The following is a 14,636-nucleotide window of genomic DNA, read 5'->3' as shown; positions in this document are numbered from 1 at the left end:
GCGGTCCCTTATTCGCCCGTTCGGCGGAAAAAGTCATAAGACAAGCAATTCCAGGAAAAGTGGAAACCGGTTCCGTCCGGAATTGCGACAAAACAACAACTTAGATCAGTTTATCGATTCCATGAAACGATGAACTGGTCTAGCGCATCGGCCCGGTATCCCTGCCCCTGCCCCGCATGGTTCGCCATGCGGGGCGAATGTCGTCTGGAGGAGCAATAAACCTATCCTGATGCCTACATGTCCGAACAGTTATACGTGTTGACAAGGCAGCAAAGATGGCGAGTATGCCGCCCGCATACTCAACCGGGCATTGAACCCCGGCTCCTAACGGTCATATATCATGAACAATCGGAATGCCGGACGAAGCAGCGCCGGAGGCCTTGGCCGCAGCCCTTCGAACGACGATCACGGCCCGGACACGAACCGGGTTCTCATCGTTTCCGACTCGCCGATAAACCGTATCGTCATCGCCCGCACCCTCGAACGTATCTATCTGAAGCCTCAGGCCGTGGCTTCAAGCGCCGCCCTGAAGGCGCTGAACGACAGCCGTCCCGTGATGGTCATCATCGACGGCCCGGCGCAGGGCATCGCGTTCGGCCCGCTGCTGTCCGAACTGGCCAAGCAGCGGGGTGCCTCCGAGCGCAACCTTCCCCGCACCGTCCTGATCGACGGCCCCGCCCAACGAAGCGACACGCCGCCCGCAGGGCTCATCGATGCCGTGGCCATCAAGCCCATCACGCCGGATGTGCTGCAGCCCGTCGTCGAGCGCCTCGTCAGGGATATCCGCGGCGCTTAGGGCATGATCCCGAAAAATGGGTACCGGTTTTCGAAAGGCATCGCGATCTAGCGCGCCGCCGCCGCCAGATGGTCGAGCGGCAGCGGCGCGCGGTCCTTGACCGTCTGGATGGCGAAATTGGAGCGAATGTCGCTGACAGCCGGCAGCTTCAGAAGGGTGCCGAGCAACAACTGCTCATAAGCCGTCAGATCCGGCACCACGACCTGAAGCAGGAAGTCCGCCTCGCCGGAAACGAGATGGCAGGAGACCACCTCCGGCAGTGCCTGCACCGCCTCACGGAAGGCCGTGGCCTCCTCTTCGTGATGGCGCTCCACCTTGACGCCGACGAAGATAGTCAGGCCGAGCCCCACCCCCGCGCGGTCGAGCGCGGCGTGATAGCCGGTGATCATGCCAGCCTCCTCCAGAAGGCGCACGCGGCGCAGGCAGGGTGACGGCGACAATCCCACCTCCTCGGCGAGTTCCACGTTGGAAAGCCGCCCGTTGCGCTGCAGCGCAGCCAGAATCTTGCGATCTATCGCATCCAGGCTGATTTTTGGCATATTCAATCCAGTTCTCGGTACCTACAAGCATATCATGCCACAATCCGGCACTATTGGAAGCATGTTCGCAAGGACATGCGCCACCGCTCGTCGCTAGAATCGGCCTCGACGATCAATCGACGGAGGCCCCAATGCCGGAACTCACCCTCTTCGCCGGCGCACTGGCGATTGCCTATCTGGTGCCTGGGCCGGACATGATCCTGCTCCTGCAGACCGGGGCGCTCAGCGGACGACGTCAGGCGCTTGCCACCACCGTGGGACTTGCCGCGGCCAGGGCAATGCACGTGGCGCTCGCCGCTCTGGGGCTTGCGGCGCTCTTGAAGACTTCGCCACTCGTCTTCGAGGCCGTGCGCCTCGTCGGTGCGGCGTATCTCGCCTGGCTGGGTTACGGCATCCTGCGCGCCCATTCACTTGTGCCCGTGGGGGAAGCCGAAGTCGCGGCTGCCCCGGCAGACGGTATACGCCGGGCCGCTGTTCGCGGCTTTCTCACCAATCTCCTCAACCCCAAGGCGCTGATCTTCTGCTCCGTCCTCCTGCCGCAGTTCCTGCGCCCCGATGGCGCGCCGCTTTCCGCCCAGTTCCTCCTGCTCGGTACGGTGCTGGTGGCGACCGGCATCGCCTTCGATGTCCAATACGCACTCGCCGGCCACCGCATAGGCGCCTTCCTCGCCCAACGGCCGCTGTGGCAGCGTTTGCAGCGCTGGCTTTTCGGATCGCTCCTGATCGGCTTCGGGGTCAGGCTGGCGCTGGCGGAGCGGCCGGTGTGAGGGGTGCGGCCGCCGAGCCTTCCCGCAACGCCCGCAAACCCGCCATCGTATCGGCCAGGCTTTGCTGAAGCGTGATGCGCTGCCGCCAGCCGAGTTCCTTCTTCGCCCTGGCGTTGGACATCGTCCACTCCTTGCCGGTGAAGGACTGGACGACAGCGCGAGTTATCAGACGCGGTGTGCCCAGCGTCTTCGCGTTGAGCCAGTCGAAGAAGGGCGCCGCCCGCATGGCGAAATCGGGCAGGTTCCGCTTGGTGGCAGGGACCGTCGTGTCAATAATGTTCATGATCTTCGCAACTTCGAGAAAGGAAGGCAGCCGGTCACTGACGATCGTGAAGCGGCCGGAGCATTCCTTCTCCGCCGCCAGCACGTGGCCGCTCACCACGTCGCGTATGTCGACAAGGGGAAGGTTGGTGTTCGGCGTGCCCATCTTCATCGACCCCAGCATGATGCCTTCGATGACGTCCGTACTCGTCGTGCGCTTCAAGAACCCCGGCCCGATGATCGCGCCCGGAAGCACGGTGACCAGCTTTACGCGAAGCTCCTCGGCAAGCCGCCAAGCCTCCTTCTCGGCAAGCGTCTTCGCCCGGAAATAAGGTAGCCCCAGATCCGTCCGCCACTCCTCCTCCGTCACCACATGGCCGCCGCGCTCCACCAGAGGCTGAGTGACGGCGGAAGAGGTCAGAACGACCTTTCCGATCCCGTTCGCATGGGCGGCGTGGATCGCCGCTGTGGCACCGTCAATGCTGTCGCGCAGCATCTCCTCGTCCGCCTGCCTGCTGCCAGTGTAGTAGCGATAGGTCGCGGCGCAGTGGAAGAGGATGTCGATCCCTTCGCTGACGGCCTTGAAGTTCTCCGCATCTCGCACGTCGAGGCTGACGATGTCCGTGATGCCCGCCTGGGCAAGATGCGCCGTCTTCGACGCATCACCCGCGTCGCGCACCGATGCACGCACGCGGTAGCCGCGCGTGGCGAGTTCCTTGGCGAGGTTGTTACCGAGATGGCCGTTGGCACCGGTCACCATAACGCTCTGCGGCATGGCACTCCCTCCTCACGCTCGACGCTTGGGTAAAATTCTACCTCATGCGGCTCCGCGTGGCGAGAAGAGGACCGCCCCCTTCCCTTCCCTTCCCCGCCGTCTATACTCCCGCATCCGAAGCGATCCCTGGTGATTTATGCTGGACAACAAGAAGGCAGGCCGCAGCGTTGGGCGAAGCGGACGGGTTCGCACGCCGGCGTTCCTGAAAAATCTGCGTGGGGTGAAAGGCTGGAAGGAAGCAACGGCCTGGCTGGAATGGCGCGGCATCGAGGATATCGAGTGCATCACGCCGGACCAGGCGGGCGTGGCGCGCGGCAAGATGATGCCGTCGAAGAAATTCACCTCCAACACCTCGCTGGCGCTGCCGTCGGCCGTGTTCATGGCGACGATCTCCGGCGAGTATCCGGAAAGCGGCAACGGCTTCGTCTACCCGGAGGATGACGGCGACCTGAAGCTCGTCCCGGACCTTGCCACGCTGTCGGTCGTGCCGTGGGAGAGCGACCCGACGGCACAGGTGATCTGCGACCTGGTGCACCAGGATGGGCGCGTGGTCGAGTTCAGCCCGCGCAACGTGTTGAAGCGGGTGATGGCGAAATACGCCGAACACGGGCTCAAGCCGATCGTGGCACCCGAGATCGAATTCTACCTCGTGCACAAGAACCCGGACCCGGACTACCCGCTCACCCCGCCTGTTGGCCGCTCCGGCCGACCCATCGGCGGCGGCCAGGGTTATTCGATCGCCGGCGTCAACGAGTTCGACGAGCTGATCGACGACATCTACCATTTCTCCGAAACGCAGGGCCTTGAGATCGATACGCTGATCCACGAGGAAGGCGCGGGACAGCTCGAGATCAATCTGCGCCACGGCGACCCGGTGGAACTCGCGGACCAGGTGTTCCTGTTCAAGCGCACCATCCGCGAGGCCGCGCTCAAGCACGACACCTACGCCACCTTCATGGCCAAGCCGATCCAGGACCAGCCGGGTTCGGCCATGCACATCCACCAGTCGGTGGTGACGGCGAAGGGCGGGCGCAACGTCTTTTCCGACGAGAAGGACGAGGAGACCGATACCTTCCACCACTTCATCGGCGGTCTGCAGCACCACATCCCGAACGCGCTCATCATGCTGGCGCCTTACGTGAATTCCTATCGGCGGCTGACGCAGGGAAGTTCCGTCCCGGTCAACACCCGCTGGGGCTACGACAACCGCACCACCGCCTTCCGCGTGCCGCGCTCGGACCCGGCGGCGCGGCGTGTGGAAAACCGCATCCCCTCCTCCGACGCCAACCCCTATCTGGCGCTCGCCGCCTCGCTTGCCTGCGGGCTCGTCGGCATCCTGGAAAAGACCGCGCCCGACGCGCCGGCGGGCACGGCGGTGAACCAGGACGAGATCGAACTGCCGCGCGGGCTTCTGGAAGCAGTAGCGCTGTTCGAGCGCGACACCGCGCTGCGCGACATCCTGGGAGAACCCTTCACCACCACCTACGCTGCGATCAAGCGGGCCGAGTTCGAGACCTTCATGAAGGTCATCAGCCCGTGGGAGCGGGAATATCTGCTTTTGAATGTCTGAGCTCTCGCCGCCTTCCGACCTTCAGTCCGGCGCCTACCGGTCCCCCGTCTCTCCCGGTTATTCCTGGTACGAGGCCACGGTGAGGGAACGGCCGGAATATGCGCCGCTCGACGGCGACATTGATGCCGATGTCGTTATCGTCGGCGGCGGCTTTACGGGACTGTCCGCTGCAGTACACCTTGCCAAAGCGGGCGTGAACGTCGCGCTCATCGAGGCACACCGGTTCGGCGATGGCGCCTCGGGCCGCAACGGCGGCCAGCTCGGCACCGGTCAGCGCGCCTGGGCGGAGGATCTGGAGGCCGATCTCGGCTTCACCCGCGCCAAGGCGCTGTTCGATGTGGCGGAGGAGGCCAAGGCGCACCTTCTCGACTTCACAGCGGCAAACGGCATAGAGATCGATTACATGCCGGGCCAGATGTCGGTCGCGCACAAGGAGCGCTATCTTAACGGGTATCGGGCGCATGCGGAAATCATGGGCGAACACTTCGGCTATCCGCACATCACCTTCATGGACCGCGAGGAGACGGCAGCGCGACTGGGTTCAACGCGCTATTTCGGCGGCACGCGCGATACCGGCACCGGCCACATCCACCCCCTCAAGCTATTGGTCGGCACGGCGCGGGTGGCGGCCTCCGCGGGCGCGAAGCTTTTCGAGCGGACGAAGGCGGGGAGCATAAAAGCCGAGGCCGGAAAGGTGCGTGTCGCCACACCGCGCGGAACGATCACCGCTGAAAAATGCCTGGTAGCGACCAACGCCTATGGCGGCGACCTCGAGCCGGCGACGGCCGCGCATCTCATGCCCATCGGCTCCTTCATCGGCGCCACCGTGCCGCTCGGGGCCGACAGCCCGGTGCTGCCCGGCGGCGAGAGCGTCGACGATTCGCGCTTCGTGGTGCGCTACTTCCGCAAGTCGAAGGACGGGCGGCTCTTGTTCGGTGGCCGCGAGATTTACGCCAGGGGCGACCCGAAGGATATTCCCGCGCAAATCCGCCGTCAGATCGCCGAGGTCTATCCATCCCTTGCGGATATCGAGATCACCCACGCCTGGGGCGGCTATGTGGGTATCACCATGCCGCGCCGGCCCTTCGTGCGCGAGGTGATGCGGGGCGTCATCTCGGTCGGCGGCTATTCCGGCCACGGTGTGATGCTGGCCAATTTCATGGGCAGGCTCTACGCCGAGACGGTTGCGGGAAACCGCGACCGGCTGAAGCTCTTCGAGGAGTTGAACGTCCCGCCCTTCCCCGGCGGCCGGCGCCTGCGCCCGGCGCTCCTCTTCCTGGCGCTCAACTGGTACGCGCTGCGCGACAGGATTTAGGAACAACCGCGTCATCCCGGAAAGCCGCAGGCTTGTCCGGGACCTATTCCGTGACTCGTCCACTTTCCGGAATGGGTCCCGGATAGCCTGCGCTATCGCTCCGGCTTCCAGGATGACGCGGTGGCAACGCTGTTGCTCCCTCGGCAGACCGCATACCTTACAACGGCCAGAAGAACAGGATCGCCGGCACCCCCACGGCGATGATGATCATCTCCAACGGCAGGCCCATGCGCCAATAGTCGCCAAAGCGGTAGCCGCCAGGGCCCATGATGATGGTATTGTTCTTGTGGCCGATGGGGGTGAGGAAGGCGCAGGAAGAGGCAACCGCCACGCCCATCAGGAAAGGGTCTGGCGAGACGTCCAGTGCGCGGGCCACGGACAGGCCGACGGGGGCGGCGATGAGCGCGGTCGCCACGTTGTTGAGGAAATCGGACAGCGTCATGGTGACGATCATGAGGATGGCGAGGATCGCCCAGGCCGGTAGCGCACCGGCCTGCGCGACGATCGCCTCGGCGATGAGGCGGGTGCCGCCGGACTCTTCCAATGCCAGGCCGAGGGGGATGAGCGAGCCGAGGAGGACAATCACCGGCCACTCGACCGCCTCGTAGACCTCGCGTGCGCCGACGACGCTGAACAGCGCATAGACGGCCACCGCGCCGGCCAGCGCCACAGCCAGCGGGACAAACCCCATGACCGCCGCGGCCACGGCCACGGCGAAGACGGCGACGGTGAACAACGCCTTACTCCGCTGGATAACGGTGTGGCTCTTCTCCGCCAGCGGCAGCACGCCCAGCCATTCCGCAGCGTCGGCGACGCGGCTTTCCGGCCCCAGGAGAAGCACCACGTCGCCGGGTTTGATGGCGAGGTTGCGCACGCGCTCGCGGAAGCGCTTTCCCTGGCGGGAAACGCCGAGCAGCGTCACCCCCCGACGGTAAAGCAGTCTCAAGTCGAGCGCTGTACGGCCCGCCATGCGCGCGTTGTCGGGCACGATGGCCTCCACCAGCGTCAGCGACTTGCCGGTAAGGCCACCGTGCTTGTCGGCGCCCGCCGGGCTCAGCTCCGCCGCGCCGATGAAAGACTCAATGGATTTCGGATCGCCTTCGAGGACCAGATGATCGTTCTTGCGAATCTCCTCGCTTGCTGCGAAGCCCGGCAGCCGCTTGCCCCGGCGCACCAGCCCGAGAATGGACACGTCACATTTATCGGCAAGGGGATAAAGGGCGGATGGCGACTGCCCTATGGCTTTTGAATCCTCCTTCACACTGGCCTCGGCGACGAACAGTCCGGTGTCGCCGCCCTCACCCAAGGCGGCGTGCTGGCCCGTATCCGGGATCAGGCGCCAGCCGACAGTGGTGACGAAGGCTATACCGACAACGGCGCAGGCGAGGCCCACTGGGGAGAAGTCGAACATGGAGTATGGCGCCCCCAGCGCGCGCTCGCGGAACTGGGCGACGACGATGTTGGGCGGCGTGCCGATCAAGGTGATCATGCCGCCGAGGATGGTGGCGAAGGACAGCGGCATGAGGGACTGCGCAACCGGCCGCTTCGCCTTCTCCGCCGCTTCCATGTCGAGCGTCATCAGCATGACGAGGGCGGCGACATTGTTGATGACGGCCGAAAGGGCCGCACCCACGACGGACATGATGCCGATATGGGTGGACAGCGAGCGCCCGGCGGACAGCACGAAGCGGGCGACGAGCTCCACCGCGCCGGCATTCACCATGGCGCGCGAGACGATGAGCACCAGCGCGATGATGATGACCGCCTCATGGCCAAATCCCGCGAACGCCTGCTCCGTCGGCACCACGCCGCCGGCGACGGCGATGACGAGCGCGGCGAAGGCCACCAGGTCGTAGCGCACGCGCCCCCAGACCAGGAAAACGAAGACGAGGCCGAGCAGGCTGAAGAGAAAAATCTGTTCGTAGGTCATGGAAAGCGGCGACTCAGGATGGTGTAGCCCCACACCTGCCTATCAAATACAGCGCCCGCCATCCACCTCTAGTGCCACACCGGTGATGAAGGCGGCCTCATCGGAGGCAAGCCACAGCGCGGCATTGGCTATATCGAGCGGTGTCGAAAGGCGCCCGAGCGGGATGCTGGCTCGGAACAGGGCGCGCTTTTCCGGCGTGTCCTCGCCCATGAACTGGGAAAGCATGCCCGTCTCGCCGGCCACGGGACACAGGCAGTTGACGCGGACGTTCTTCGGCGCCAGCTCCACCGCCATGGACTTGGTGGCGGCGATCGCCCAGCCCTTGGAGGCGTTATACCAGGTGAGCCCCGGCCTGGGGCGCAGGCCGGCCGTGGAGGCGGTGGTGATGATCGATCCGCCGCCCTGGCTTTCCATGATGGGCACCACGGCGAGCGCGGCATAGTAGATCGCCTTCATATTGACGGCGGTGATGAGATCGAAGGACTGCTCGTCCACCTTCAGCATGTCGCCGTTCTTGTGCGTGAAGCCGGCATTGTTGACCATGATGTCGATGCGGCCGTGGGCCTCCATCGCCGCGCCGACCATCGCCTCGATATCGGTCTTGATCGAAACATCGGCGGCGACGGGCATGGCGGCCGCGCCAATCTCGCCGGCGACGCGCTCCGCGCCCTTGCCATTGAGATCGGCGACGATGACCTTCGCGCCTTCCTCGGCGAAGCGCTTGGCCATGCCTTCGCCGAAGCCGGAGGCTGCGCCGGTTATGACCGCTACCTTATTCTTCAGTCGCACTTGGAGTTTCCTTCTGTTCGGGTGGCGCGAAGTGGCTTCCACATCCGGTTATCCGTGATTGAACACAATCGTCTTGGTCGCCGACATATCGTACAGCGCTTCAAAGCCCTTCTCGCGGCCGTGGCCGGATTTCTTGAAGCCGCCGAAGGGCAATTCGATACCGCCGCCGGCGCCGTAGCCGTTGACATAGACCTGTCCCGCCCGCACCCGCTTCGCCACCCGGTGCTGGCGGGCGCCGTCGCGCGTCCACACGCCGGCCACCAGGCCGTATTCGGTGCCGTTGGCAAGCCGCACCGCGTCGGCCTCGTCTTCGAAGGGGAAGAGCGAGAGGACGGGTCCAAACACCTCCTCCTGCGCCAAGGCCGAGGCGGGGTCCACCCTTCCGAAGAGGACGGGCGGAAAGTAGAAACCCTCTTGCGGTGCCCCCTCGTGAACGCGCCCGCGCGCCAAAACCTGCGTGCCCCCCTCCTCCGCCGCGCGTACGAAGCCCTCCACCCGCGCCTTCTGCGCCGGGTTGATGAGCGCGCCGAGGTCGAGGTCGGCGTCGTGCGGACCGGCGAGGAGGGCGGAGAAGCGCTCGGCAAGGGCGGCGGCGACCTCTTCATAGACGGATTTTTCTATCAGGATGCGGCTGCCGGCGGAGCAGGTCTGGCCGCCGTTCTGGATGACGGCGTTGACAAGCACAGGCAGAGCCGCCTCGATGTCCGCGTCGGCGAAGACGATCTGTGGCGACTTGCCGCCGAGCTCCATGGTCACGCCGCGATTGTTCAAGGCCGCGGCCTTCTGGATGGCTGTGCCCGTGGCCGGCGAACCGGTGAAGGTGACGTAGTCGACCTCGCCATGGGCGGAGAGCACTGCGCCTGCCTCGTGCCCATAACCCGTGACGACGTTGAGGACGCCTTGGGGAATCCCCGCCTCCAGCGCCAACTCGGCGATGCGGATGGCGGTGAGCGAGGCATCCTCGGCGGGCTTGGCCACCAGCGTGTTGCCCATGGCAAGTGCTGCACCGACCACGCGGGCGAGGATCTGCAGGGGATAGTTCCACGGGACGATGCCGGCAACGACGCCATGCGGCTCGCGCAGGGTGAGTGCGGTGTAGCCTTCGAGGAAGGGGATGGTGTCACCGTGGATCTTGTCGGCGGCGGCGCCGTAGAACTCGTAGTAGCGCGCAGCAGCCGCAACGTCGGCCTTGCCTTGGCGGAGCGGCTTTCCCGTGTCGCGCGATTCGAGCGCGGCCAGCTCGTCGGCATTCTCGGCCACCAATTGCCCGAGCCGCGCAAGACGGCGCCCGCGCTCCACAGCGGGCATGCGGCCCCACGGCCCTTCGTCGAAGGTGCGGCGGGCAGCCTTGACGGCCTTATCCACGTCCGCTTCGCCCGAGGCGGGGATGGAAGCGAAGGTTTTTCCATCGGAGGGGCAGACGACGTCGATCCGCCGGCCCGACAGCGCATCGGCGGACCCGCCGTCGATCACCTGCATGAAGGCGTGTACTTCCGCGGCGGTTTTCGTCGTGTGGCTGCCCATCCATGTTTCTCCAGCTTGTATTGTGGCCATGCCGGCCTATCCTGCCCAACGCAAGTCCGCCTGGAAAGCCTGCGCCTCAATGTCCTTAAGTTAAGGCGCAGGGCAAGGATGCAAGTGCGGGCTGGCATTCTTAAATCGATTAGACTATGAGCCTTTCTCGACGGCGACCAAGTGCAGGCGGAGCGACAATGACAAGCCAGACGATACCGGTCGAGCCTTTCGATCTCGTGGTCTTCGGCGCCACCGGCGACCTGTCGGAGCGCAAACTCCTGCCGGCGCTCTACCAGCGCGAACGTGCCGGCCAGTTCTCCGAGCCGACGAGGATCATCGGCTCCTCGCGCTCCGAGCTCAGCGACGACCAGTTCCGCGCTTTTGCAAGGGAAGCGATCGGCACGCATGTGGCGAAGGGGGATATCGAAGAGGACGATCTCGCGCGCTTCCTGGAGCGGCTGTTCTACGTGCCCGCCGACGGCAGTTCGGGCAAGGGCTTCGACACGCTCAAGAAGAAGATCGGCGACAGTTCGCATGTACGCGCCTTCTATCTTGCCGTGGCGCCCGGCATCTTCGGCGATATCGTCGACAAGATCGACCGGCACGGCCTGGCCACGCCGGCCTCGCGCATCATCGTGGAAAAGCCGATCGGCCGCAGCCTTGAGACGGCCAGGGAGGTGAACGAGACCATCGGCCGCGTGTTCGACGAGACGCGAGTGTTCCGCATCGACCATTACCTCGGCAAGGAGACGGTGCAGAACCTGATGGCGCTGCGCTTCGCCAACGCGCTTTACGAGCCCTTGTGGAACTCCGCCCATGTCGACCACGTGCAGATCACCGTGGCTGAATCGGTGGGGCTGGAAGGCCGCGCGGACTACTACGACAAGGCCGGCGCCCTGCGCGACATGGTGCAGAACCATATCCTGCAGCTCCTGTGCCTGATGGCGATGGAGGCGCCTGCCTCCATGGATGCGGACGCCGTGCGCGACGAGAAGCTGAAGGTCTTGAGGGCGCTCAAGCCCATCGACCCGCTCAACGCTGAGAAGCTGACCGTGCGTGGGCAGTACCGCTCCGGCGCCTCCGAAGGGGGAGCGGTGAAGGGCTACACGGACGAGCTGGCGAGCGGGGCGAGCGATACGGAGACCTTCGTCGCCGTCAAGGCCGAGATCGAGAACTGGCGCTGGGCCGGGGTACCCTTCTATCTGCGCACGGGCAAGCGGCTGGCGGCACGGGTCTCCGAGATCGTCATCGAGTTCAAGCCGATCCCGCACTCGATCTTCGGCGAGCAGGCGGGCCGCGTCTTCGCCAACCAGCTGGTCATCCGCCTGCAGCCGGACGAGGGTGTGAAGCAGTGGATCATGATCAAGGACCCGGGCCCCGGCGGCATGCGGCTGCGCCATATACCGCTCGACATGAGCTTTGCGCAGGCCTTCGACGTGCGCAATCCGGACGCCTATGAGCGGCTGATCATGGATGTGATCCGCGGCAACCAGACGCTGTTCATGCGGCGCGACGAGGTGGAAGCGGCGTGGCGCTGGATCGACCCCATCGTGGCGGCCTGGGAAGAGCGCAGCCAGAGCGTCCAGGGCTACACCGCCGGCACCTGGGGGCCGTCGGCGGCGATTGCGCTGATCGAGCGGGACGGCAGGACCTGGCACGAGAGCGTGTGAGCCATGAACGCTGAATGGCAGGAGTTCGCCTCCGGGCAGAAGCTGGCCGATGCGCTGGCCGATGCCGTGGCGAAACGTCTCGAGGAGGCGATTGCCGCGCGCGGCACGGCCGTGATCGCCGTTTCCGGCGGCAGCACGCCGCCGCCTTTCTTCAAGGCCCTGTCGCGCAGGAAGGTCAACTGGGCCAAGATGACGGTGACGCTGGTGGACGAACGCTTCGTGCCGACGGCGTCCGGGCGCTCCAACGCGCGGCTGGTTACCCAGCACCTGTTGCAGAACGATGCGGCGCGGGCGGGTTTCATCGGCCTTTACCACGACCGCGACAGCGTCGAGGCGGCGGCCGAGGCGGCCGACCGGGTGGTGGGGGGCCTGCCGCTGCCGCTCGACGTTGTCGTGCTCGGCATGGGAACGGATGGGCACACCGCCTCCTTCTTTCCGGATGCGGAAAACCTCGGTGAACTCCTCGACGCCGCGGGCGACCGCCATGTGCTGCCGGTGCGCGCGCCGAGCGCGGTGGAGCCGCGGCTGACGCTTTCCATGCCGCTAATCTGCAATGCGCGGCTGGTCGCGCTACATATCGAGGGTGCGGACAAGAGGCAGGTGCTGGAGGCGGCACTTGCCCAGAGCGACGGCGCGATGCCGCCGATCCGCGCCGTGCTGGAGAACACCGTTTCGCCCGCGCACATCTATTGGGCCCCCAAAAAGGACGCCAAGCCATGACCGCAAGACGAGAGATCGAAGCCGTCACAGCGCGCATCTGCGAGCGCTCGCGAAAGACCCGCGAGGCGTATCTGGCACGGGTGGACGAGGCGGCGGCGAAGGGGCCGCACCGCACGGTGCTTTCCTGCGGCAACCTGGCGCACGGCTTCGCCGCCTGCGGACCGCAGGACAAGGCCGCCCTTTCCGGCGACGTGGTGCCCAATCTCGGCATCATCACCGCCTATAACGACATGCTGTCGGCGCATCAGCCCTACGAGCCCTATCCGCGGCTCATCAAGGAAGCGGCGCACGAAGCGGGCGGCGTGGCGCAGGTGGCCGGCGGGGTGCCGGCCATGTGCGACGGGGTCACGCAGGGCCAGCCGGGCATGGAGCTTTCGCTGTTCTCGCGCGACGTGATCGCGCTTGCCGCGGCGGTCGGCCTGTCGCACAACATGTTCGACGCCGCCGTCTTTCTCGGTATCTGCGACAAGATCGTGCCGGGGCTGGTGGTGGCGGCGCTCAGCTTCGGGCACCTGCCGGCGGTCTTCATCCCCGCCGGGCCGATGACCTCCGGCTTGCCCAACGACGAGAAATCCAAGGTGCGGCAGCTCTTCGCCGAGGGCAAGGTGGGACGCGAGGCGCTTTTGGAGGCGGAAGCCAAGTCCTATCACGGGCCGGGCACCTGCACTTTCTACGGCACGGCCAATTCCAACCAGATGCTGATGGAGATCATGGGCCTGCACACGCCCGGCTCCTCCTTCGTCAATCCGAACACGCCCTTGCGCGATGCGCTGACGAGGGAAGCGGCGAAGCGGGCGCTGGCGATCACCGCACTCGGCAACGAGTTCACGCCCGCCGGGCGCATGATCGACGAGCGCTCTATCGTCAACGGCGTCGTCGGCCTCAACGCGACGGGCGGCTCGACCAACCACACGATCCACCTCATCGCCATCGCGGCGGCCGCCGGCATCAAGCTCACCTGGGCCGATATCGCCGAGGTCTCGGCCAACGTGCCGCTGCTGGCCCGCGTCTATCCGAACGGACTTGCCGACGTGAACCATTTCCACGCCGCCGGCGGCATGGGCTTCCTGGTGCGCGAACTGCTGGACGCGGGGCTCCTCCACGAGGACGTCCAGACGATCTGGGGGCCGGGGCTGAGGCCCTATGCCGTGGAGGCGAAGCTCGGCGCGGACGGCACGGTGGCGCGCGAGCCGGCGCCGGCCCTGAGCGGCAACGAAAAGGTGCTGGCGCCGGTCGCCAAGGCCTTCCAGCCGACGGGCGGCATCCGCGTTCTGAAAGGCAATCTCGGCCAGGCCATCATCAAGACGTCCGCCGTCAAGCCCGAGCACCGGGTGGTGGAGGCCCCGGCGATCGTCTTCACCGCCCAGGAAGACCTGCAGGCGGCGTTCAAGGCGGGTGAGCTCGACCGCGATTTCATCGCCGTCATCCGCTACCAGGGGCCGAAGGCCAACGGCATGCCGGAGCTGCACAAGCTCACGCCGCTGCTCGGCGTGCTGCAGGACCGCGGTTACCGGGTGGCGCTGGTGACCGACGGGCGCATGTCTGGCGCCTCCGGCAAGGTGCCGGCGGCCATCCACGTGACGCCAGAGGCGCTCGACGGCGGGGCGATCGGCAAGGTGCGCGACGGCGACATGGTGCGGCTCGACGCCGAGGCGGGCACGCTGGAGGTCCTGGTGGAGGCGGAGGAACTTGGCCAGCGCGAGACCGAGCCGGTGGACCTTGCCCACCGCCATTACGGCATGGGCCGCGAGCTCTTCGCCGGCTTTCGCGCGCTTGCCTCGCGGGCCGACCAGGGGGCGGCGGTTTTTTGAGGACTGCTTTGCCGCCGCTCACATGGTGAATTGAGCCCACACTTATCCGTTGCCGCGCGGGGTTTCCCCGCCGGGCTATGTCAAAGAACGTGGGAAGCGGGGCGCGTTGTCCGTGCCACTCAATTTATTTTTAAGGCGCGTCCAACGCGCCCCGCCGGAGGCTGTCCCGACGGTCGGC

The 14,636-nt window shown here is 65.8% G+C and carries 12 protein-coding genes; 7 read left to right on the top strand and 5 right to left on the bottom strand.

Going from position 1 to position 14,636, the window contains the following annotated elements:
• Nucleotides 1-340: 340 nt before the first annotated feature.
• Nucleotides 341-796: a response regulator gene (locus GM910_RS25645; protein ID WP_159593494.1), complete on the top strand. Its 456-nt coding sequence runs from the start codon at nucleotides 341-343 to the stop codon at nucleotides 794-796.
• A 47-nt stretch (nucleotides 797-843) separates the two neighbouring features.
• Here the strand turns inward: GM910_RS25645 and GM910_RS25640 are convergent, their stop codons facing one another.
• The gene (locus GM910_RS25640) at nucleotides 844-1,335 is read right to left on the bottom strand and encodes an Lrp/AsnC family transcriptional regulator (protein WP_159593492.1); all 492 of its coding nucleotides are present in this window, start codon (nucleotides 1,333-1,335) and stop codon (nucleotides 844-846) included.
• A 131-nt stretch (nucleotides 1,336-1,466) separates the two neighbouring features.
• On the opposite strand from GM910_RS25640, the gene GM910_RS25635 reads away from it, so the two are divergent.
• Nucleotides 1,467-2,102, top strand: a complete 636-nt coding sequence (locus tag GM910_RS25635; protein ID WP_159593490.1) for a LysE family translocator — start codon at nucleotides 1,467-1,469, stop codon at nucleotides 2,100-2,102.
• Here the strand turns inward: GM910_RS25635 and GM910_RS25630 are convergent.
• Nucleotides 2,071-3,138 (bottom strand): SDR family NAD(P)-dependent oxidoreductase, encoded by a 1,068-nt coding sequence (locus GM910_RS25630; protein ID WP_159593488.1) that lies wholly within the window; start codon nucleotides 3,136-3,138, stop codon nucleotides 2,071-2,073. The two genes, GM910_RS25635 and GM910_RS25630, sit on opposite strands and share 32 nt — an antisense overlap.
• A gap of 136 nt (nucleotides 3,139-3,274) precedes the next feature.
• Here GM910_RS25630 and GM910_RS25625 point away from each other — a divergent pair, with 136 nt between their 5' ends.
• A complete protein-coding gene (locus tag GM910_RS25625) occupies nucleotides 3,275-4,708 on the top strand; it encodes a glutamine synthetase family protein (RefSeq protein ID WP_159593486.1) in 1,434 nt (477 codons plus the stop codon).
• Entirely contained in the window at nucleotides 4,701-6,023 is a 1,323-nt protein-coding gene (locus GM910_RS25620) for an NAD(P)/FAD-dependent oxidoreductase (protein ID WP_159593484.1), read from the top strand. The genes GM910_RS25625 and GM910_RS25620 overlap by 8 nt, the downstream gene beginning before the upstream one ends.
• A 157-nt stretch (nucleotides 6,024-6,180) precedes the next feature.
• Here the strand turns inward: GM910_RS25620 and GM910_RS25615 are convergent, their stop codons facing one another.
• Genes GM910_RS25615 through GM910_RS25605 form a run of 3 tightly spaced genes read right to left on the bottom strand, consistent with a single transcriptional unit; the run spans nucleotide 6,181 to nucleotide 10,266 of the window.
• The gene (locus GM910_RS25615) at nucleotides 6,181-7,953 is read right to left on the bottom strand and encodes an SLC13 family permease (protein ID WP_159593482.1); all 1,773 of its coding nucleotides are present in this window, start codon (nucleotides 7,951-7,953) and stop codon (nucleotides 6,181-6,183) included.
• A gap of 42 nt (nucleotides 7,954-7,995) precedes the next feature.
• The gene (locus tag GM910_RS25610) at nucleotides 7,996-8,742 is read right to left on the bottom strand and encodes an SDR family oxidoreductase (protein ID WP_159593480.1); all 747 of its coding nucleotides are present in this window, start codon (nucleotides 8,740-8,742) and stop codon (nucleotides 7,996-7,998) included.
• Between the two features lie 48 nt (nucleotides 8,743-8,790).
• Nucleotides 8,791-10,266, bottom strand: coding sequence for an aldehyde dehydrogenase family protein (locus tag GM910_RS25605; RefSeq protein WP_159593496.1), 1,476 nt, complete (start codon nucleotides 10,264-10,266; stop codon nucleotides 8,791-8,793).
• Nucleotides 10,267-10,454: 188 nt separating this feature from the next.
• Between GM910_RS25605 and zwf the strand changes: the two genes are divergently transcribed.
• The 3 genes from zwf to edd are packed head-to-tail and all read left to right on the top strand — an operon-like array spanning nucleotide 10,455 to nucleotide 14,458.
• On the top strand, nucleotides 10,455-11,927 hold the full coding sequence (zwf, locus tag GM910_RS25600) for a glucose-6-phosphate dehydrogenase (protein WP_159593478.1): 1,473 nt from the start codon (nucleotides 10,455-10,457) through the stop codon (nucleotides 11,925-11,927).
• A gap of 3 nt (nucleotides 11,928-11,930) precedes the next feature.
• Nucleotides 11,931-12,647: a 6-phosphogluconolactonase gene (gene pgl / locus GM910_RS25595; RefSeq protein WP_159593476.1), complete on the top strand. Its 717-nt coding sequence runs from the start codon at nucleotides 11,931-11,933 to the stop codon at nucleotides 12,645-12,647.
• Complete coding sequence (edd, locus tag GM910_RS25590) at nucleotides 12,644-14,458, top strand: phosphogluconate dehydratase (RefSeq protein ID WP_159593474.1); 1,815 nt, start codon at nucleotides 12,644-12,646, stop codon at nucleotides 14,456-14,458. The genes pgl and edd overlap by 4 nt, the downstream gene beginning before the upstream one ends.
• The last annotated feature ends 178 nt before the right edge of the window (nucleotides 14,459-14,636 follow it).

It is taken from the genome of Chelativorans xinjiangensis (assembly GCF_009812055.1).
In the GTDB taxonomy this organism is placed as follows: domain Bacteria; phylum Pseudomonadota; class Alphaproteobacteria; order Rhizobiales; family Rhizobiaceae; genus Chelativorans; species Chelativorans xinjiangense.
This window is presented reverse-complemented; position numbering and strand designations above follow the sequence as displayed.

Coding starts and splice junctions, on each gene's coding strand:
- zwf (WP_159593478.1), top strand. CDS start 10,455: ATGACAAGCCAGACGATACCGGTCGAGCCTTTCGATCTCGTGGTCTTC.
- GM910_RS25640 (WP_159593492.1), bottom strand. CDS start 1,335: ATGCCAAAAATCAGCCTGGATGCGATAGATCGCAAGATTCTGGCTGCG.
- GM910_RS25620 (WP_159593484.1), top strand. CDS start 4,701: ATGTCTGAGCTCTCGCCGCCTTCCGACCTTCAGTCCGGCGCCTACCGG.
- edd (WP_159593474.1), top strand. CDS start 12,644: ATGACCGCAAGACGAGAGATCGAAGCCGTCACAGCGCGCATCTGCGAG.
- GM910_RS25630 (WP_159593488.1), bottom strand. CDS start 3,138: ATGCCGCAGAGCGTTATGGTGACCGGTGCCAACGGCCATCTCGGTAAC.
- GM910_RS25645 (WP_159593494.1), top strand. CDS start 341: ATGAACAATCGGAATGCCGGACGAAGCAGCGCCGGAGGCCTTGGCCGC.
- pgl (WP_159593476.1), top strand. CDS start 11,931: ATGAACGCTGAATGGCAGGAGTTCGCCTCCGGGCAGAAGCTGGCCGAT.
- GM910_RS25615 (WP_159593482.1), bottom strand. CDS start 7,953: ATGACCTACGAACAGATTTTTCTCTTCAGCCTGCTCGGCCTCGTCTTC.
- GM910_RS25625 (WP_159593486.1), top strand. CDS start 3,275: ATGCTGGACAACAAGAAGGCAGGCCGCAGCGTTGGGCGAAGCGGACGG.
- GM910_RS25605 (WP_159593496.1), bottom strand. CDS start 10,266: ATGGGCAGCCACACGACGAAAACCGCCGCGGAAGTACACGCCTTCATG.
- GM910_RS25635 (WP_159593490.1), top strand. CDS start 1,467: ATGCCGGAACTCACCCTCTTCGCCGGCGCACTGGCGATTGCCTATCTG.